The organism is Butyrivibrio sp. YAB3001, from assembly GCF_900112195.1.
Taxonomy (GTDB): domain Bacteria; phylum Bacillota; class Clostridia; order Lachnospirales; family Lachnospiraceae; genus Butyrivibrio.
The window spans coordinates 478788-499816 of sequence record NZ_FOKR01000002.1 but is presented as its reverse complement, the minus strand read 5'-3'; the positions used below and the strand labels follow the sequence as shown (position 1 = coordinate 499816).

At 38.1% G+C, this 21029-nt stretch carries 16 protein-coding genes; 14 read left to right on the top strand and 2 right to left on the bottom strand.

Features of this window, described 5'->3' with window-relative positions:
- The first annotated feature begins 8 nt into the window (after positions 1-8).
- The 10 genes from BM086_RS02135 to BM086_RS02090 all read left to right on the top strand — a co-directional run bounded on the left by BM086_RS02135 (position 9) and on the right by BM086_RS02090 (position 12651).
- On the top strand, positions 9-689 hold the full coding sequence (locus BM086_RS02135; RefSeq protein WP_092322700.1) for a response regulator transcription factor: 681 nt from the start codon (positions 9-11) through the stop codon (positions 687-689).
- Between the two features lie 15 nt (positions 690-704).
- Entirely contained in the window at positions 705-2219 is a 1515-nt protein-coding gene (locus tag BM086_RS02130; RefSeq protein ID WP_092322697.1) for a sensor histidine kinase, read from the top strand.
- Positions 2219-3160 (top strand): GerMN domain-containing protein, encoded by a 942-nt coding sequence (locus BM086_RS02125; RefSeq protein WP_092322694.1) that lies wholly within the window; start codon positions 2219-2221, stop codon positions 3158-3160. The genes BM086_RS02130 and BM086_RS02125 overlap by 1 nt, the downstream gene beginning before the upstream one ends.
- A gap of 27 nt (positions 3161-3187) precedes the next feature.
- On the top strand, positions 3188-5563 hold the full coding sequence (locus tag BM086_RS02120; RefSeq protein WP_092322691.1) for a DNA internalization-related competence protein ComEC/Rec2: 2376 nt from the start codon (positions 3188-3190) through the stop codon (positions 5561-5563).
- A gap of 146 nt (positions 5564-5709) precedes the next feature.
- Positions 5710-6726: a DNA polymerase III subunit delta gene (gene holA, locus BM086_RS02115; RefSeq protein ID WP_092322688.1), complete on the top strand. Its 1017-nt coding sequence runs from the start codon at positions 5710-5712 to the stop codon at positions 6724-6726.
- 71 nt (positions 6727-6797) lie between these two features.
- Positions 6798-7415 carry a DUF1653 domain-containing protein gene (locus BM086_RS02110; protein WP_092322685.1) on the top strand — a complete coding sequence of 206 codons (618 nt, stop codon included), beginning with the start codon at positions 6798-6800 and terminating at the stop codon, positions 7413-7415.
- 66 nt (positions 7416-7481) lie between these two features.
- Complete coding sequence (locus BM086_RS02105; protein ID WP_092322683.1) at positions 7482-8507, top strand: glycosyltransferase family 2 protein; 1026 nt, start codon at positions 7482-7484, stop codon at positions 8505-8507.
- A gap of 133 nt (positions 8508-8640) precedes the next feature.
- Positions 8641-9351 (top strand): phosphatase PAP2 family protein, encoded by a 711-nt coding sequence (locus tag BM086_RS02100; RefSeq protein ID WP_092322680.1) that lies wholly within the window; start codon positions 8641-8643, stop codon positions 9349-9351.
- Between the two features lie 267 nt (positions 9352-9618).
- Positions 9619-11637 (top strand): methyl-accepting chemotaxis protein, encoded by a 2019-nt coding sequence (locus tag BM086_RS02095; RefSeq protein ID WP_092322678.1) that lies wholly within the window; start codon positions 9619-9621, stop codon positions 11635-11637.
- Between the two features lie 12 nt (positions 11638-11649).
- Positions 11650-12651, top strand: coding sequence for a substrate-binding domain-containing protein (locus BM086_RS02090; RefSeq protein ID WP_092322675.1), 1002 nt, complete (start codon positions 11650-11652; stop codon positions 12649-12651).
- 169 nt (positions 12652-12820) lie between these two features.
- On the opposite strand, the gene BM086_RS02085 is transcribed toward BM086_RS02090, so the two are convergent.
- Complete coding sequence (locus tag BM086_RS02085; RefSeq protein ID WP_092322672.1) at positions 12821-13837, bottom strand: diacylglycerol/lipid kinase family protein; 1017 nt, start codon at positions 13835-13837, stop codon at positions 12821-12823.
- 182 nt (positions 13838-14019) lie between these two features.
- On the opposite strand from BM086_RS02085, the gene glyA reads away from it, so the two are divergent.
- The 3 genes from glyA (at position 14020) to BM086_RS02070 (ending at position 18386) form a co-directional block, all read left to right on the top strand.
- Entirely contained in the window at positions 14020-15258 is a 1239-nt protein-coding gene (gene glyA, locus BM086_RS02080; RefSeq protein WP_092322670.1) for a serine hydroxymethyltransferase, read from the top strand.
- A 945-nt stretch (positions 15259-16203) separates the two neighbouring features.
- The gene (locus BM086_RS02075; RefSeq protein ID WP_175560060.1) at positions 16204-17490 is read left to right on the top strand and encodes a glycoside hydrolase family 3 N-terminal domain-containing protein; all 1287 of its coding nucleotides are present in this window, start codon (positions 16204-16206) and stop codon (positions 17488-17490) included.
- A 14-nt stretch (positions 17491-17504) separates the two neighbouring features.
- Positions 17505-18386 (top strand): YitT family protein, encoded by an 882-nt coding sequence (locus BM086_RS02070; RefSeq protein ID WP_092322664.1) that lies wholly within the window; start codon positions 17505-17507, stop codon positions 18384-18386.
- Here BM086_RS02070 and BM086_RS02065 read toward each other — a convergent pair.
- Complete coding sequence (locus BM086_RS02065; RefSeq protein ID WP_092322662.1) at positions 18376-19398, bottom strand: AraC family transcriptional regulator; 1023 nt, start codon at positions 19396-19398, stop codon at positions 18376-18378. The genes BM086_RS02070 and BM086_RS02065 overlap by 11 nt on opposite strands.
- Positions 19399-19760: 362 nt before the next feature.
- On the opposite strand from BM086_RS02065, the gene BM086_RS02060 reads away from it, so the two are divergent.
- Complete coding sequence (locus tag BM086_RS02060) at positions 19761-21011, top strand: L-rhamnose isomerase (protein ID WP_092322659.1); 1251 nt, start codon at positions 19761-19763, stop codon at positions 21009-21011.
- The last annotated feature ends 18 nt before the right edge of the window (positions 21012-21029 follow it).

The following is a 21029-nucleotide window of genomic DNA, read 5'->3' as shown; positions in this document are numbered from 1 at the left end:
GTGGTTTTATGGGCAAGAAGGCACTGGTTGTCGATGATGAAAAGATAATAGTTAAGGGCATAAAGTTTAGTCTCGAGCAGGATGATATTCAGGTTGACTGTGCCTATGACGGGCAGGAGGCTGTAGATAAAGCCAAAGCTAATAATTATGACATTATTTTGCTTGATGTAATGCTTCCGGTAATGTCCGGCTTTGAAGTTTGCCAGCAGATCAGAGAGTTTTCTAATGTTCCGATTATCATGCTGACTGCAAAGGGCGATGATATGGACAAGATTTTGGGCCTTGAGTATGGTGCTGATGACTATATTACAAAGCCGTTTAATATTCTTGAAGTTAAGGCAAGGATCAAGGCTATAATGAGAAGAACTTCCAAGGCTGTAGATAATAAGGGAGTTATAACCTACGGTGACCTTAAGCTTCATGAAGAGTACAGAAGAGTATTTGTCGGCAACAGGGAAATAAATGTTACCAGTAGAGAGTATGAGCTTTTGGAACTCTTAGCAACAAATCCGGGGAAGGTTTATTCCAGGGATGAACTTTTAACAGCCATTTGGGGCAATGATTATCCAGGTGATGCCAGAACTGTTGATGTGCATATCAGGAGACTTCGCGAGAAGCTTGAGTCTAATCCTAGTGAGCCCAGATATGTCAGAACTAAATGGGGTAGTGGCTATTATTTCCAGGCCTGATCAAATCACAAGAATATGAAAAAAATTATAAATGGCATTGTGGATTTTTTTAAACAATTAAAAATAAGTGATGTCTTGAAAAGTCTTCGGGTACGTTTCTTCGTTATCGTTGCTGTTACAGGATTGTTGTCATGTCTTTGCATGCACATTATTATCCTGGACAGTTACGAAAATCGTGCTGTCAGTGTCAAGCAGACTGAGGTTCAGACTCAGCTTCGTATTTTGGCAAATCACCTTATTACCTACAATTATCTACAGGATCAGTCTTCTGAAGTTATCAATGCGGAATTGGATATGCTTGCAAACCTCTATGATGGAAGAGTAATCGTTATTAATGACGATCTTAAAGTTGTTAAGGATACTTATAATATCAGTCAGGGCAAGACTATCATTTCAGAAGAAGTTGTAAATTGCCTAAAGACAGGCCCCAAGGGGACTATGTCGCGATATGACCAGAGTAATGGTTATATCGAGCTTCTGACACCTATTATTGAATCACAGCTTATTCAGGAGCAGGATGTATCGGAGAATGGTTCAAGCAATTCTGCGGTGAAGGGTGTGCTTCTTACCAGCGTATCTACAGATACTATAGCTACGACAATGGAAATTCTTGACAGACGAGCTACGACAATTGAGATTATCATTGTCACGATCATTTTTGCTTTCGCAGCAGTAGTTTCATATACGTTATTGAAGCCTTTTGACCGCATAACCGCAGCGATAAACGACATAAAAGAGGGCTATACCGATAAACCTATCGTCGGACCAAATTATATCGAGACAGAACAGATCATTATGGCGTTTAATGCTCTTTTGCGAAGAATGAAGGTTCTTGATGATTCAAGACAGGAATTTGTTTCTAATGTGTCACATGAGCTTAAGACACCTATTACTTCCATAAAAATACTTGCGGATTCTCTTTTGGCTCAGGAGAATGTTCCCAATGAGGTTTACCGCGAATTTATGACAGACATTGGAAGTGAGATTGACAGAGAAGATAAGATCATAAATGACCTGTTATCGCTTGTCAGGATGGATAAGACTTCTGCAGGACTTACAATAACAACTGTCGATGTTGTGGCGCTTACGGAAAGCGTTTTAAAACGAATGAGACCAATAGCAAGAGAGCATAATATTGAACTTGTTTTGGACAGCAAAAGAGCTATAACAGCGGCAATTGATGAAGTTAAGATTTCACTGGTTATCATGAATCTTGTGGAAAATGCCATTAAGTACAACAAAGATAATGGCTTTGTCAGAGTTGAATTAGATGCGGACCATCAGTTTTTCTTTATCTCGGTTATTGATTCGGGAATGGGAATCCCTGAGGATGCTCTGGATCATATTTATGAGAGATTTTACCGTGTTGATAAGTCTCGTTCCAGAGAAATCGGAGGAACAGGGCTTGGCCTTTCAATTGCAAGAAATGCTGTACTTATGCACAGAGGCACAATAGAAGTTAAGAGCGCTCTTGGAGAAGGCACAACGTTTATAGTGAAACTGCCGCTTACCAGTGTGGGAGCTAAGTGATGATGAGAGGTAAAATTCAGAAAAGAATACTACATAATAATATAACTGTGGGTATCATGTTTTTAGTTATGATACTTATGTGTTCATGTTCACGAAAAGAGGCAGTTTCGGAGAATACCATACAGGTGTATTTTGTAAACACCAGCGAGACCGGGATTATTTCCCAGAGCTATGAGCTTGCATCACTTCATAATCCTAATGAAGCAGTGGAAGAACTCTTGGGTGTGTTAAAAGTAATGCCTTCGAGATTGCAGTATGAAGCTCCGATATCAGGGGACATAGATGTGATTGGATATTCTCTTCATGACAAGCTTCTTACTCTTAATTTTAATGCTAATTATTCAAATCTTGATAGTACGCTTGAAATACTTGACCGCGCTGCTATTGTAAGAACCTTTACTCAGCTTGAGGCAGTGGATTACGTGAATTTCCAGATAGAGGGAACACCTATCACTGATCACAACGGAAATGTAATAGGAAATATGTCAGCCGATACTTTTATCTATAATGCGGGAAATGAGATAAATACCTATGAAAGGGTAGAGTTAAAATTATACTTTTCCAATCCCGAAGGAACAAAGCTCATACCTGTTTACAGATCCGTAGTTTACAACAGTAATATCTCAATGGAAAAGCTTGCGATAGAGCAGATTATAAGCGGACCTAACACTGATATAGCAATTCCCACAATCTCTAAAGAGACTAAGGTAAGAAGTATCAATGTAAAGGACGGAGTGTGCTACATAGATTTTGATTCGGCTTTTACGACACAGCCAAATAAAGTGTCATCTGAGGTTGCAATCTATTCAATGGTTAATACTGTTACAGAATTGCCAAATATAAACAAAGTCGCTTTTTCTGTAAATGGCGAGTATGAATTTATATATATGGACCATACAATTGTGGGACCATATGAAAGAAATTTGGATTTAATTGAATAAAAAGCAAGATTTATAAGGAATATTTTTATGAAACGACCGTTATGTTTTATTTCTGTAGTAATAACGGTGATTGTCTATTTATATCTTGAATTGTTTTCATCTAAGTATCTTATCGATTATTCTGAAATTGACGGAGAGCTTGCCCGGATAGTTGGCACTGTAGACAAAAAAGAGTACAAAGTCGACTATCTTGGGGAGATAGCGCCGGTTATCTATATCATTCCATCAAATGAAACATTAGGTAAGAACAGATACATTCAATGTTATATGTCATCAGAGGATTATGTTGAACCCTTAATCGGCCAGCAGGTTGAGATTACCGGGAAAATACAGTCCTTTTCGGCGCCGAGAAATTTTGGCGAATTTGACACACCACTATATTACTCAACTTTAAAAATTGCATATAGAATAAAAAATGCCAGAATACTTCAAGCTGCCGGGAAATGCAATTTATTCTATGAATCATTGTATAAGATAAAATACAGTCTTGAAGCAGTATTTGACAGAAATCTGGGCAAAGATGATTCATCAATAATGAAGGCTGTCATATTGGGTGATAAGTCTTTTATGGATGAAGAAACAAGAGAATTATATAAAAATTCAGGTATTATCCATATTCTGGCGGTGAGTGGACTTCACATCTCAATAATTGGCATGGGAATATACAAGCTTTTGCGAAAAATAAAAATGTCGCAGGCTGCAGCGTCTGTCATTCCAATACTTTTTATGTATGCCTACGGGCAAATGTGCGGAATGAGCTCATCAGCGGCAAGAGCGATTGTTATGTTCGCGCTGAGGCTGATTGCGCCGATCATTGGGAGAACGTATGACATGCTCACAAGTCTTTCGGTGGTAGAAATCATGCTCCTATTTGAGCAGCCTCTGTATTTGTATAACAGCGGATTTTTATTTTCTTTCGGAGCAATAATAGGAATAGCTTATATAAAGCCAAAACTTGAAAAGGTATTCAAAAAAAGAAAAAGATTTAAGATGAATTTTGCAGATGACAAGGAGCCGGGCTTATTGCAAAAGTTATTGAATTATTGCATGTCAGGAGTAACTGTAAGTATTTCGATTCTGCTTGTTACGCTTCCTGTATATATGAGCTGTTATTATACATATCCGATCTGGAGTATTTTTCTTAATCTTTTTATAATTCCACTTATGGCGCCACTAATGATCATGGGAATAATTTGTGCTATTGTTGGTAGCTTCTTGCCATTTAGGCTTTTTGTTCTTCAAATTCCCATTCATTTTATTTTGAAGTTTTATGAGCTTTTATGCAAAGGAGTAAACGATTTGCCGGGTAGAAATATCTATCTTGGGCACACTACAAAATGGAAAATTGCGATATATTATTGTATTTTGTTGCTTGTATTTGGAGGAATGATATCAAAAGCGGCAGATATTTTTAGACGAGTATGTAGTAAAAGAAAAGCCTGTGTCAGGAATGGTTCCTGGAATAATAAGCGTGTGACTAAAATTCAAAGTATAGTATCAGGCTTTTTGATCATTACCGGAATAATAATTTTGATCTACTCCATGCCTTCTCCATTGAAAATATCGATGATAGATGTGGGACAGGGAGATGGGATACTTATCCGAAATTTCAATGAAAGTATTTTGATTGACGGTGGCAGTACTGATAAAAAGGAAATTGGTAAATATTCAATAATACCTTTTCTAAAATACGAAGGAATCGGAAGTTTGAGGGCGATTGTAGTCACTCACGAGGATGAAGATCATGTGAGCGGAATTTTTGAAATAATGGATGATATGGAAAAGGGGGGTATCAAAATCAAAAATCTGATTTTGCCAAATGTTTCCAAAGCTTCAAGAGGAGATAATTATCATAGACTTGAGGAAAGAGCAAAGAGCTTGGGAATAAATGTCAGTTATATTGGCTGCGGAGATGAGCTGAAGCTTATGCCAGGTGGTGGTAATTTATATCAACTTTTTGATAATAATGAACTAACGATAAAATGCTTAAATCCGGAGAATAATATGATTACACAGGGCGCAAATGCATATTCTACCGTACTATTTTTGAAGTATGGTAAGTTCAAAGCTCTTTTTACAGGAGATGTTGAAAAAGAAGGGGAGGAGCATCTGCTTGAAGATTTGAGAGAAAATGCAAGGGAATACTCAAATCTTACACTTTTAAAAGTGGCGCATCATGGGTCGAAATACACTACCTGCGATGAATTTATGGAGCTTACGAATCCTAAGATTGCAATTATCAGTTGTGGAATCGATAACCGATATGGTCATCCTCACGATGAACTTCTAGAGAGGCTAAAAAAGGCGGGGACGCAGATTTACAGGACAGATGAATCAGGAGAAATAACTGTTGATATTGAGGATAGCAGGGTATTCATTGATGAGTATTTAAATTCAGATTAGACAAAATGTTACTGTTAATTCAGTAACGAAATCTATGTCGTGCATTTGTAAGAATATGATTTGACCATGTAGATAAAAATATCTAACAATGAACATCCTTGAATTTTTGATTTAAGAATGTATAATTGATTGGATGGGGGTAAATTATGGCCGCAAAGACTACGGATTTTCCTGTAAAGCAAAGACAACTCAATGAAGATATTAAAAATGGCACATTTAAGCATTGTTACCTTATCTACGGGGAAGAAGCATACCTTCGTATACAGAACAGGGACAAACTGGTTAAGGCCCTGGCAGGAGATGCTTCATCAATGAATTTTTCCAGATTTGAGGGAGATTCAATTAAACCCGGTGAGATTATCGACCTTGCTGAGACGATGCCTTTTTTATCGGATAAAAGAGTTATTCTGATAGAGAACAGCGGCTTTTTTAAGAGCGGCTGTGCTGAGCTTGCTGATTACCTCAAGAATCCTTCAGAAACAACTTTTTTTATTTTTGCAGAAAAAGAAGTTGATAAACGAAAGGATATTTATAAGGCTGTTTCTAAGACGGGCTTTGAAATGTGCTGTGAGGAGCAGGATGAAGGCACATTGAAGACTTGGATAGCCGGCAAGATAAAGAGTGAAGGAAAATCAATTTCACCCAGAGCTGTTGCATTTATGATAGACAGAGTTGGCACAGATATGTCAAATATCAGTTCTGAGATTGAAAAGCTTGTCTGCTATTGCATGTATCGTGATGAGATAACTGAGGAGGACATCGAAGCAGTCTGCGCTAACTGGCTCACCAACAGGATTTTTGCCATGATGGATGCCATAGTTGAAAAAAATCAGAAGAGAGCGATCAATCTATACTATGATCTTTTGGCTTTAAAGGAGCCTCCGGCTAAGATACTGGCCCTTATCACAAGGCAGTTCAATCTGATGCTTCAGATCAAGGAGATGAGCGATAATCACAAGAATAATTCAGCTATAGCAAGTGCTGTTAAGCTTGCACCGTTCCTTGTGGGCAAATATGTTAATTGGGCAAAGGCATATACCAGACAAGACCTTGTAGAAGCTCTTGAACTGTGCGCTTCAAATGATGAAGCTGTAAAAAGCGGTAAGCTTGATTATGTAATAAGTATCGAAATGGTGATAATAAAATTTACATCAGGAAAGTAAGATTGAAATAAAATTATCTTGGGATTATACTTAAAAAGATTAAGTTTATTAATAGTCAGGGAGGGCTAGCTTTGAATAAACCAAAACCACAGGAGTTATATAGACACTTTAAGGGAAATTTATATCAGATAGTTACTTTGGCTATACATTCAGAAACCAGGGAAGAGATGGTCGTGTACCAGGCGCTTTACGGTGATTATAAGGTTTACGTCAGACCGCTTGAAATGTTTATGTCCAAGGTAGACAGGCATAAATATCCTGATGCTGCTCAGGAGTATCGTTTTGAGAAGGTTGAGGCTGCAGATGCAGGCAATAGTTCTGTGTCATATGCTTCTTATGATGTTTCAGATGAGAATACTGATGATAAGCAAAAGAAATATACAACAGCCAGGGAAGAGTTTAAAAAAGAGCCTTACAAGCCTTCTAAAGTAATGGAAAAAAGCGTTGATGAGGAGGCAAAAGATCTTAATCTTGATCCTTTAGTCATTCAGTTTATGGATGCTGACCTTGCTTCCGAGAAGAACGATATATTATCCAAACTTCGTTCAACAATAACAAATGATATGATCGATATCATGGCTATGTCCCTTGGTGTTGTGGTGAATGAGGGGGATGTTTACGACAGATATAACGACCTTCGTACTTGTCTTTCAACTATGGAGAAGTTTGAAAGTACAAGATTAAGGTAATATCCATATGGCTATTTTGCCATGGATATTATGATAAATAGAAAGTTTTAAGGAGCTAGTTACAAAATGAAATTACTTTCAATTGCAGTACCATGCTACAATTCCGAAAGCTATATGGAGAAGTGTATTGACTCACTTCTTGTAGGAGGAGAAGATGTAGAAATCCTGATCGTTGATGATGGTTCAAAGGATAGGACAGCAGAGATCGCTGATGACTACGCAAAGAAATATCCGACAATATGCAAGGCTATCCATAAGCCAAACGGAGGACATGGAAGTGCAGTAAATGCAGGAATAGAGAATGCGACAGGTTTATTCTTTAAGGTAGTTGATTCAGATGACTGGGTAAAAGAAATAGCATACAGAAAGATTCTTTCGACCCTTTCAGAACTTGCAGGCGGAGAAACACAGCTTGATCTTCTTATCAGCAATTTCGTTTACAATAAAGTGGGTGAGAAGAGACACAAGGTAATGAGATACAATTCCATGTTCCCTATTGAACAGCTGTTTACATGGAAGGATATCAAGAGAACTCCTAAGGGACATTACCTTTTAATGCACTCCGTTATTTTCAGAACAAAGCTTTTGAAGCAGTGTGGACTTAAGCTTCCTGAGCATACGTTCTATGTTGATAATATCTATGTTTTTAATCCGCTTCCTTTTGTTAAGAACATGTATTATCTCGATGTTAACTTCTATTATTACTACATTGGACGTGAAGATCAGTCAGTTAACCAGAAAATCATGCTTTCAAGAATTGACCAGCAGATTCGCGTCAACAAACTGATGATTGATTATTATGTTGAGAACTACGGCATGATTCGCTCACAGAGAGAAAGACATAAATATATGTTCAATTATCTTGAGATCATCACAGCGATTTCATCCGTACTTCTTATCACAGAAGATACTCCGGAGAACCTTGCAAAGAGAAAAGATCTTCTTGAATACATAAAAGATAAGAATTTCCTTTTGTATCTTAAGATTAGATATAGCATTGAGGGAACTTATATCTATCTTCCCGGTAAGGGCGGAAGAAAGATTACACTGGCAGGATATAAGCTGCTTCAGAGAATATTCCACTTCAATTGATAGTATGTAGCAATAATCAGATGTCAATTTTTTATATGGTTCATTATAAATTGTTGCAGTAAAAATTGAAAAGTAGGATATTTTGAGCGTTTGTTTTGAGCTGATTTACGCTGATCAGCAATGAGGTGTTATTATGAAAAAGAAATACGAGATGTGGACGGGAAGAGCTCTTAATAGAGAAACTTTTTTTGATCTGTTAAAGCTGGCAACTCCGATATTTATTTATGCTCCAATCTATCTTTATTGGTTCATTTATATTGAACATCACAATTTTGCACATTATACAGTGATACATACAGCAATAGATGATTATATTCCATTTGTAGAAGCATTTATTATTCCGTATTACATGTGGTTTTTGTATGTTTCGCTTACGCTTTTGTTTTTTATGTTCTCGTTTGACGTTGAGGACTATTACAAGAACTTTTTCTTTTTGGCTACCGGCATGACCGTTTTTCTTGTGGTCTCGACACTGTTTCCAAATATGCATCAGTTAAGACCTGCTGTAATGCCAAGAGATAATGTTTTTACCCATTTGGTTCAGGTTATTTACAATTCGGATACACCGTCTAACCTTTGGCCTAGTATTCATGTTTATAATTCAATAGGAACCATGATTGCAGTACATCATAGCAAGAGATTTAATAAGCCATATATTGTAATCAGTGATATCATTGGCTGGCTTATTATACTTTCAACTTTGTTTGTAAAACAGCATTCATTCTATGATGTAATAACTGCCTTTATTATGGCTATAATATTCTATATTCTGTTCTATCATACAGCAATTCTTGAGAACTTCTGTGTAAAGCAGGAGAAGAAGGTTGCAGTTCGATATAATTAATTGTATTTATGCTTAAATATAGAATCAAAGACTAATCAACTATAAAAGAAAAATAGCTTAGAGACTGTAAAATGAGATTACATTTTTACAGTCTCTTTTTATTTATTTTCTCTTAAAAAAGACTGAAAATTATCGAAAAACAGCATATTTTGATTTGTGCAATGCTATAATTATGGTACGACAGTAGGGAAATTATGCGGTGCAAAAAATCAAATAGCTGATAGTTTCAGACTATTAACTTATTTTTATACTTTCTGGAGGGTAGTAATGGATAAAAATGAGGTGGTAAATGTTCAGCAGGTAAAAGGTACAAAGAAAAACAAAAAGATTAGTACCAAGTTATTGATGTACATTTTACCTGTAGTTGTACTTGCGGTCATTGCACTTATAAACATCGCAGCATCAGTTGCAAAGCGCAGGATGTCTGAGATGGCAACAGAGACACTGGAATCTTCTATTTCCAATCAGGCAGATAATATTGAAGCCTGGCTGGATGAGAATCTCAGGTATTTCAGCACGGTCAAATATACGATTGAGTCACAGGGCATTCAGGAAGCAGATTATAATTCTTTTCTTGATGCGTACTATGGCTATAATTCAAATGCTCCTAAAGGTTTTTACATTGGAACTTCTGATGGGAAGTTTTATAAGGCTTCGGAAGCGGATATAGTTGAGGATAATGTAACCGGAAGTACCTGGTATAAGCAGGGCATTACCAGAGTTGAGATGTCCTATGGCACAGCTTATACGAATGAAACAGGGGAAACTGTTATAAGTGCTACCGGAATATTGAATGATGGTTCAGATACAATTAAAGTAATAGGCGCTGATGTTACGCTTAATAAGATAAGCATAATCGTTAATTCCGGTGTAAAAATGTCAAAAGCAAGCTCATTTCTTGTAGATACTAATGATTATAAGATACTTGCTCACAGAGATTTTGGTGTGGTAAATACAGTTCTTTCTGAAAGTAGTAGTGATGCTCTTTTGTCAGGAGCAGCAAAAGCCATAATGGCTAATAATCGTGCCACACAGGAAATCGGAAATTATATGGTGGCATTTTATGATGTCGAAGGAACTGACTGGATATTGGTATCTTACATTCCAACAAATATCATTATGCAGACAGTATCTCAGCTTGGGATGATGCTGCTTGTAGTTGGCGCAGTAGCCATAGTTCTTATAACAATCATGATATTGTTTGTAGTTAAAAGAGTTGTTGCGCCGCTTTCAAATATTTCCAATAATATCGCAGCAATGTCTGAGGGTGATTTTACAATAACTGTTGATTCTTCAAGTAATGATGAGATTGGTGTGATGGGCAGTAAGGTGTCAGACTTTGTGACATCTATGAGAAAAATGCTTTCAAGTATCAGCAATGAATCAGATAAGCTTCAAGAGGAATCTGACAATAGTGACAGAGTAGCCAAGACCATGTATGAGGCATCACAGTCTCAGGCGGAAGCAATGAAGCAGCTTAATGAGACTGTTGACCAGCTTGCGACAGCTGTAAATGATATTGCTGAAAATGCTACGACACTTGCACAGGTTGTGGCTGATACAAGGGATAACAGTGAAAAAGCTAATCAGAGCATGAAGGATACAGTAGAGATATCGCAAAAAGGCAGAAGCGATATGGAAAAACTCAGCAGTGCAATGGACGGAATTGCTGATGCTAATGAGAGGCTTGTCGAATCAATCAATAAAGTTGGTTCAGCTTCTGAAGAAATCACTAATATCGTTGGAATGATCGGAGAAATCGCAGAAGAGACGAATCTTCTTTCTCTTAATGCAAGTATTGAGGCTGCAAGAGCAGGAGAGGCAGGAAAGGGATTTGCAGTTGTGGCAACTCAGATTGCTAAGCTTGCGCAGACTTCTGCGGAGAGTGCACAGAATATTTCAAACCTTATAGAAGAAGTGCACAGGCTCATTGCTGATGCGGTTGGTCAGGCTAATGCCAGCGCTGATAGCATCCAGGAAAACAGTGAGCTTATCGGTGTGGCTGTTAATACCTTTGATCAGATCTACAATAACATTCAGGATTCCAATGCTCTTATCGAGTCTATGATCGAGAATATCGAAAAAGTTGATGATGTTGCCACAAACGTTGCGGCAATTTCAGAGGAACAGGCTGCAAGCGCAGATGAAATTCTGGCAACTTCCGAAAATATGGTAGAGATGGCTAATGATATAACAAGAAGCAGTCAGGATGTGGCAGATAATTCACATGAACTTGCCGGTACATCACAGACTCTGACATCTTATGTTCAGAAGTTCAAGATTTGAGGAGGCGAAGATATGTTTAGTTTGGTTAAGATAAAAAAATTCATGTCCTGTTTTCTCATAATGACTCTGTCAGCGTTTATTCTTTCAGGATGCGGAAGTTCTTCGCAAAGTGTATCAAATGGTGGTAGTGGCGGAAAGATATTATTTCTTATGACTGATACCAATGATACCTATAGAGCGACACTTTCAGATGCTATTGTTTCAGCTGCAAAGAGCCAGGGAGTAACACTTGATATGGTTGAGACCGGCGGCAATGCAGAATTTGAGACAAATCAGATATCAGGAGCTAAAGCAGCCGGATATAGCGCAATTATCTTAAGGGCCGGAGATGCTAATACTGCTCTTCAGATGAATGTGGTATCAAATGATCTTCCTATCATTTATGTAAATAGTCAGCCCGCTGATTCACATCTTGAAGGAGGAAAATACATATACGTGGGTTCTGACGAGGCCCAGTCAGGTCAGTATCAGGCCGAATATGTTCTTAAAAAACTTGGAAATCCTAAATCATTAAATGTGATTATTTTTGAGGGAGAACGAGGACATTTTGCTACGATCAACAGAACAAAGGCAGTTAAGGATACTTTAAAGGCAAACGGCTGTAATGCCAATTATGTATTTGTAGACTATGCCAACTGGTCAGATACAGAAGCAAAAGCCAAATTTGAGATATTTATGAAGACCGGTCAGGATGTAGATGCTATTTTCTGCAATAATGACACGATGGCTCTTGGTGCTGTGGAAGGGTTAAAAGAGTTTGGACTTGATTGCAGCAAGATACCAGTTACCGGAGTAGATGCCACAGCTGATGGTTGTGCATCAATACTTGCAGGGGAGATGGCATTTACAGTTTTGCAGGATGCAAAAGGTCAGGCCAGTGCTGCAGTACAGGCAGCAAGTGTTCTTGGTAAAGGCGGCGACTTGAGCACCGTGGAAGGAGCTACTGAAGACCTTAAGTATGTATGGGTTCCATTTTCTCCTGTAGATGCTTCAAATGCAGCTTCGATAAAGTGACTGTAAAATTCTTTGTACCATAGTAAATCACTTTTTAATAAAAAAGAGCATTTCTATATTACCCGTATAAATTACATGGGGATTATAGAAATGCTCCTATTTTTTATGTGTTATTCTATTGAATTTTATGGATGCGCATTTGAGCGAGCAATATTCTTATTTGTAGATATCAGTTCATCATCTTCAGCTTTTTTTTCAGACATTCCAGCGATATATTGTCTGATTTAACGGAAACTTCACCGTCAGTATGTACCCACATGGGCTTATCGGTCTTGATAGTAACTTTGCCTGTTATATGATGTCCAATTCCTTTTATCCAGAAGTAGCGGCCAAAGAATGAGAAGGGGAGTGCGATAAGCATTCTGCCGGAGGGCATATCGCCTGCATATACCAGGTTGAATTTGCCATCTGTTAGATCGGCATCAGGAGCAAAATTAAAGCCGCCACCTTCGTAGTGATGAATCATAGCTGCAATGAATATAAAGCGGTTTAAATGTATGGTCTCACCGTTTTCCAATATGATATCGCATGGTACTTTTTCTGCTTTTAATAATTGCCTTAATGCAATTGAACCATAGGTAAGCTTGCCAAGGCCAAGCTTATTAAGAAAATTCTTGGTGCCGGAGGAGAGGGCTTCTTCACATACTGCAGCATCGAAGCCTATACCTGAACTGACATCAAATAATCTTGTGACTTTAATGCGGTCCTCATGTAGTCTTGATGTTTCCCTTGACATTGAATTATATGTTAATTTTCCTAAATCAAGAGTGCGAACAAGCTTTCCTTCGATTATTCTGTCTATTAGAGTGTCTATCTTCTTAGGGTATGATAAATCTCTGGCAAAATCATTACTTGAACCAATCGGAATATATCCTAGCAGTGTATTATCAAAATCCTGTATTCCGTTTATTACTTCATTCAGAGTTCCATCTCCTCCAAGAACTACAAGCTTTTTTGGTAAAGAGTTGTCTGGCTTGTTTTTACTTGAATCTCTTTTTTCTTTTTCATCAGGATTTTTTGAGTTATCAGACGTAAGATTTTTGGCGAGTTTGGATGCGTGACCGGGGCCCTTTGTGAATACTGCCCGGTATTCTAACCCTCTCTCCGCAAATTTGTTCTCGAGCTTTTCCCATATCTCTTTTCCTTTGCCGGATCTGGCTGAAGGGTTTACGATGCAGTAGTACATTTCTTGATTTGGCCTCCCATTATATTTTTAACAGATTATAAGAATTGTTAAAAAATAAATTAATGTAAATATTATAGCATTTTTTTTATTTGTGTGTTACCATTTGAAAGATGTTGCTTTAACGCATTAAATTGCGAAAAGAAACAACCGATCACATATGTATAAACAGGAGGAGTCTTGAAATGTATTCATTGGAAGAACTAAGAGTAGTTGACCCTGAGATAGCAGATCTTATCGAAAAAGAAGTTGATCGTCAGAATGATCATATTGAGCTGATAGCATCTGAGAACTGGACCAGCAAAGCAGTTATGTCTGCTATGGGAAGCCCGCTTACCAACAAATATGCCGAGGGACTTCCGGGCAAAAGATATTATGGCGGCTGTTATGTAGTTGATGAAGTAGAGAGACTTGCGATTTCAAGAGCAAAAGAGCTTTTCCATTGTGACTACGCTAATGTTCAGCCACATTCAGGAGCACAGGCAAACCTTGCAGTTCAATTTGCTCTTCTTCAGCCCGGTGATACTATAATGGGCATGAATCTTAGCCAGGGTGGTCATCTTACACATGGCAGCAGTGCAAATATTTCCGGAACATATTTCAAGGTAATTCCTTACGGAGTAGATGAGAACGGAGTTCTTGATTATGATGAGATGTACAGACTTGCTGTTGAGCATAAGCCAAAGCTCATCATTGCAGGAGCTTCAGCTTATTGCAGAACAATAGATTTTAAGAAGTTCAGAGAGGCAGCAGATGCATGCGGAGCTGTTCTTATGGTTGATATGGCACATATTGCAGGTCTTGTTGCTGCAGGCGTTCATCCAAGTCCATTCCCTTATGCTGATGTTGTTACTACAACTACACACAAAACTCTTAGAGGCCCTAGAGGTGGCTTGATTCTTTGGAATCAGGAGGCTCAGGACAAATATAAGTTTAATAAGGCTGTTTTCCCTGGAATTCAGGGCGGACCTCTTGAACATGTGGTTGCTGCCAAGGCCGTATGCTTTAAGGAAGCTCTTTCTCCTGAATTTGTTACATACGCAGAAAATGTTGTGAAGAATGCAAAGGCACTCTGCAAGGGACTTATGGATAGAGGAATCAAGATCGTATCAGGTGGTACAGACAATCACCTTATGCTTGTTGATCTTACAAACTTTGGCCTTACAGGAAAAGAAGTTGAAGCATGGCTTGATGATGCACACATCACTGCCAATAAGAATACAATTCCTAACGAGCAGCAGTCTCCGTTTGTAACAAGTGGAATCCGTCTTGGCACACCTGCTGTAACAACCAGAGGAATGAACGAAGAGGACATGGATAAGATTGCTGAGGCTATTGCTATCGTAATCAAGAGCAAGGGCGAAAAGAATGACGAAGCAAGAGCAATTATTGCAGAACTTACAAGCAAGTATCCTCTTAAATGATAATGTTAATTGAAAAATATCACGGATTGTTTTTCGGAATATGATTCCACAATCCTGACATAATTCGTATTATATTCTGACAATTTAGCAGATTCTATTTTGGCAAAAGAAAAATGTCTGAGATAGAATCTGCTTTATTTTAATCAAAATAATCCGAAAATCCATTTATGGTTTTTTTACAATTCGCATAAATACTTAATTCTTGAAGAGATGCTGCCACGGCTTAAAATAAGCATATTTTAATGCTGATAATTGTACAAAATGAATAAACAATTATAATAATTAGCAGAAAATAACACAATTATAGATTAATATTCAAAATAATTATCAAAAATTATAAAAATGTGTTGACAAATTATGGGCACATGCATATAATAAAAACATCTAAAGAAACAAAATACTTCTCCAAGAAAACGAGGTGACGGAGAAAGAAAGGCAGGTACGGTCCGAAGGGAAACTAAATTAAAATATTCAGGGAAAGGATGGTACACTCCACCAAAACACTAAGTTGAGTTCCATAAAAAGTAAGTTAGAAGTATTGTTAGCGAAGAATTAGGAATACAGCTATCTAGTACATGGAGAGTGGTAAATGCAATATCAACAGCTTGCAGCCACAGCATATGAATGCAAAGGTTAATGGAAAGAGGAGCTGAGAATTGGAGGACAGGTCCATTGGACGAAGTGAAAAATGAATTAGATATGTACTCGGCATGAGGGCAGAAGCAGGTAAGATCGATGAAGCTTCTGCCCTATTATTATGATGTCAGGGTCAAAAGTCTGAACCCACGAAAAGCATGCTTGAGAGTTGGTGAAAGACCTTATGACCCGTGACATCATTGTTGACCTTTATGTGTTGCCAACCATCTCTTTGTTCTGTTAGAATAATATATTGGTAAAAAATCAATTTTTGCCATGAAAAAGGTTTTAGGGAGATATGAGGGAAGTATGGGAAAATTGGAAGAACAGGATTTTGATGAGAAGAGGCTGGCTCGAAGGCAAAGAAGGCAAAGGAGCCAGCTTATTGCATATATAATACTAGTATCGATGATCGTAGTTGTGCTTTTGGCAGGAGGATTAGGAGTACACTATATCAAAAAGGCATTTCGGAACATGAAAGCTGAGAAGGTTGCAGAGCAGGAAGCTTCTTTGGAAAATTCTCAGCAGGAAAATGTAGTAATAGAGACTCCAAGTGATGTGGCTATGGAACCTGAAGAGATGAGCGAGAGTGATGTTCTTGATGATGCAGCAGACAATCTGATAGCAGCGCTTTCTCTTGAAGATAAGGTTGCAGGGCTCTTCATGGTAAGTCCTGAACAGTTTACGGGAGTCGATACAGTTGTAAAGGCAGGATCCAGTACTCAGGAAGCCTTGTCCAGATACGCGGTAGGTGGAATTGTTTATTCTGCTAAGAATGTCAAATCTACTGAGCAGATATCAGAGATGATACAAAACACAAATTCTATGAGCAAATATCCTATTTTTACAGCAATCAGAGAGGATGGAAGCTCTGACGGCACAATCACGGCTTCAATTGGCGGAATAGAGCAGGTTGAAGTAAATAACGCTGATACAGCCTATACTTTCGCAACTAATATTGCGGCTACAATGTTTAAATACGGTTTCAATTTTAATATAGCGCCTTCTGTTGATATTTCAGAAAATGGCAAGTATGGAACTGATGCAAGTGCGGTTAAAGAGATAACAGCTTCTTTGGCAATGGGGCTTCAGGACAGCGGCATAACTGCCTGTGTGTATGATTTCCCTGTTGGGGCTTCTGACCTGTCGAAGCTTGCCACAGATGATACGAGCACAGAAATTTTTGAAAGTGGTATCTATGATATTTATAGGTCCGTATTTGATAGCGGCAGAGCAGGCGCTGTTATGATGAGTGATATTTCACTTCCTAATGTTACTGGGGACAATACTCCGGCTTCGCTGTCCTCCAAAATGATAAGTGATGAACTTAGGGGAAAGCTTGGATTTAATGGAGTGGTACTGACAGGTCCGCTTAACCAGGGGGCTATCACAGAGTATTACACTTCAGCAGAAGCTGCAGTTAATGCGATCAATGCCGGAGCAGATATCATTTATCTACCGGAGAACTTTGAAGAGGCTTACAACGGAGTATTAGAAGCTGTTCAAAACGGGGTGATATCTGAAGAAAGGATTAATGAATCCTTGAGAAGAATATATAGAATCAAGTATGCTGATAGCATTGGCGAATCTAATTGATATGGGGAATTGAAATGTCAGAGAAGAAAAAGAAAATTGTTTTTACATTAAAGAAAGATCTGATAAGGCTTATTGTCGTGCTGCTTGCAGCTTTTTTGATGGCGATGAATATTCAGACCTTTATTAATGCAGGCGGGCTTTATCCCGGTGGAGCGCAGGGACTTACGATTATTATTATTCGAGTTGCTTCCAAGTTTTTTGGAGTGACGATTCCTTATACTCCTGTGAGTCTTATACTTAATGCCATTCCCATATATATCGGTTTCAGATTTATAGGCAAGAAATTTACTTGCTTTTCAATGATAATGGTTTTTGCAAATGGTGTATTTGTAGACTTTCTTCCATCTTTGGAAGTTACGCATGATCCGCTTTTGATCGCTGTATTTGGCGGTATCGTCAACGCTGTGGCAATAACTATGTGCCTTGATGTTGACGCGACCAGTGGAGGAACTGATTTTATTTCAATCTTTTTATCCCAGAGAAAAGGAATTGATGCTTTCCCGATAATCCTTGCGGGAAACGTTATTCTTCTTACTATTGCGGGTCTCCTTTTTGGTTGGGACAAGGCGTTATATTCCATGATATTCCAGTATGTTTCAACCCAGGCGCTTCATGTTCTCTATAGAACATATCAGCAGAGAACGCTCTTTATCATTACGGATGTTCCCGATGAGGTCTGCCACACGATTTACGAGTTATGCGGCCATGGAGCAACACTTATTGACGGGGAAGGTTCCTATGGCCATTGTGATAAAAAAATTGTGTATTCAATAGTAAGTGCTGCTGATACAAGAAAACTTATTCCTGCGATAAAAGAGCTTGATCCAAAAGCATTTGTAAACTCAATACGAACAGAGGAGATAATGGGTAATTTCTACATGAGACCTAGAGATTGATACGATATTCTCTTGGGCTGCATCCATGGATTCTTCTAAATAACCTATGGAAAAAACTTGTGTTATCATAACCAACCAGCACCGATATGTCAGCGATTGATATATCGGTGTTTTTTAATAGTTCGCAGGCTTTTGAAAGCCGCTTATTCTGAAGCAATTCTTTAAAGGTGTTTCCTGTATTTTTCTTGATGATGCGGCTAAGGACGTATTCATCCTCTTTTACCATCTCTGAAAAATGACTCAGACTGGCATCGCTGTATTCGTCTTCAATGTATCTTAATAGCTTGAACATAAGCTCCTGGTCATAGGACCTTCGTGAAACTTTAATGGTGTCTGTATGCTGCAATAAAGTCAGGAAAAGAAGTCCCATGGTCACTTGGTTTATAGTTGTCTTTTCATTGAAATCTGATATTATTCTGTCTGTTTTTGAGGCGTTATCCATTATCATGTTCCAGATGAGATTTTCCATAATGTTCTGAATCTGTGGAACATTTGATACGTTGAAATATAGGTAATTGCCGGCAATATCTTTTTGTGTAAGACAACTGACAAGAAAGTCTTTAAGGGGACTATCAGAGTGCTCCAACATGGAAAATGCTGTGCTGAAAAACGAAGGGAGTATCATGAAATTTACAGCAATATCATTTTCGCCGGCAGGCAGTATTTCCTGTTTGGCGTGTTGGTTTAAGAATAGAAGGTCGCCCTGCTTTAGAGTAATCCTCTGACCGTCTATGATGTGGATGGTCTCTCCCTGACACATGTAGATGAATTCTACGTAATTATGTGTGTGAAGAGGAAAATGAATAAAGCGCACATGAGGACGTATATCTATAAGCTTCCCATTTGGAAGGACACGGGATGAATCAATCTCATTGTCTGGTGAACTGTCGGAGCTGCCTGACGTATCTTTTTTGCTGTAGTACAGATCCCTGTTTATATGGTCTTCGCCGTTTAGAATGGCTTTTTCTTCATCTGTTATTTCACCTAATATATCTAATAATCTCTTGTTCATGACTTTTTTTCCTAATGATTCAATGCAAATTTTTAAAGAAAGTTATCATAAATAATCCTATATAAAAAATATTTTGATTGCAAGAGAGGACGTAAAATCTGTTTCCTTAAGACCTTAAGTTTGGGGGAAATATGGTGTAGATTTTTATTATAGAAGAACGCTTATGGCATGAATACAGGTCAATTAAGATAGCATTACCAAGATGTTCAGATGAAGTATATGAAATTGAAATACAAGCAATTTTATTGAATATGAGCCAGGCGGTACATGAGAATTTGTCGGGTTTTGGCTTGTTATAAAAAGAAAGTTCAGAGTATTAAGAAAAATTATTATGTAGAGAATAGTTTGAAAGGGGATATGACATGACAGTACAAGAAAGATACGAAGAAGCGAAAATGCGATATGCAAAAATTGGAGTTGATACTGATAAGGCGCTTGATGCACTTAAAGAGATTAAACTTTCAATGCACTGCTGGCAGGGCGATGATGTAATTGGCTTTGATCAAAAGGGACCGCTTACAGGAGGTATTCAGACAACAGGTAATTATCCATATAAAGCGACAACTCCCGAGGAACTGATGGAGGATATCGATAAAACATTATCCTATGTTCCCGGAAAACATAAAATAAATCTTCATGCTTCTTATGCGATATTTAAAGATGGTGAATGGGCTGACAGAGATGAGCTTAAACCTGAGCATTTTGAGAAGTGGGCAGAGTTTGCCAAAGAAAGAGGACTTGGAATTGATTTTAATCCAACATACTTTAGTCATCCCAAGTCAGAGGTAGCTACACTTTCATCAGCTGATGAAGATATCAGGCAGTTTTGGATAAGACATGGACAGGCATGCATCAGAATATCAGAATATTTTGCAGAGCAGACAGGGCAGACATGTATGATGAATATCTGGATTCCGGATGGACTTAAGGATATTCCCGGAGACAGAAAAGCTCCAAGAGCAAGACTTAAGGATTCACTGGATCAGATTCTTTCTATTCCATATGATAAGTCAAAGGTTGCAATTGCAGTAGAATCCAAGGTGTTTGGAATTGGCGCGGAATCCTATACAGTTGGAAGTCATGAGTTTTATATGAACTATGCTGCCAAGAATAATGTTATGTGCCTTATTGATACCGGACATTTCCATCCTACTGAAAATGTGGCTGACAAGCTTTCTTCGATGCTTCTTTTCTATGATAAGATGGCGCTTCATGTATCACGTCCTGTTAGATGGGATTCTGATCATGTAGTTCTTTTTAATGATGAAGCAAGAGACCTTGCACAGGAAATTGTAAGAAATGGCGCGGACAGATTTTATATCGGAATGGATTATTTCGATGCGAGCATCAACCGTATTTCTGCCTGGACCAATGGCATGAGGAACTTCTTAAAGGCTCTTATGTATGCAGAATTGCAGCCTATGGATGTGCTTACCAGACTTCAGGATAGCGGCAACTTTACAGAACTTATGTCACTTAACGAGAGAATCAAGATGATGCCATTTGGTGATGTTTGGGATTATTACTGTGAGAAAAATGGTGTTCTGCCTGAGGATGAATGGTTTGCAGATTGCGCAAAGTATGAGAAAGAGGTTCTTTCAAAGAGAGCATAAAAATACATAGGATTGTAG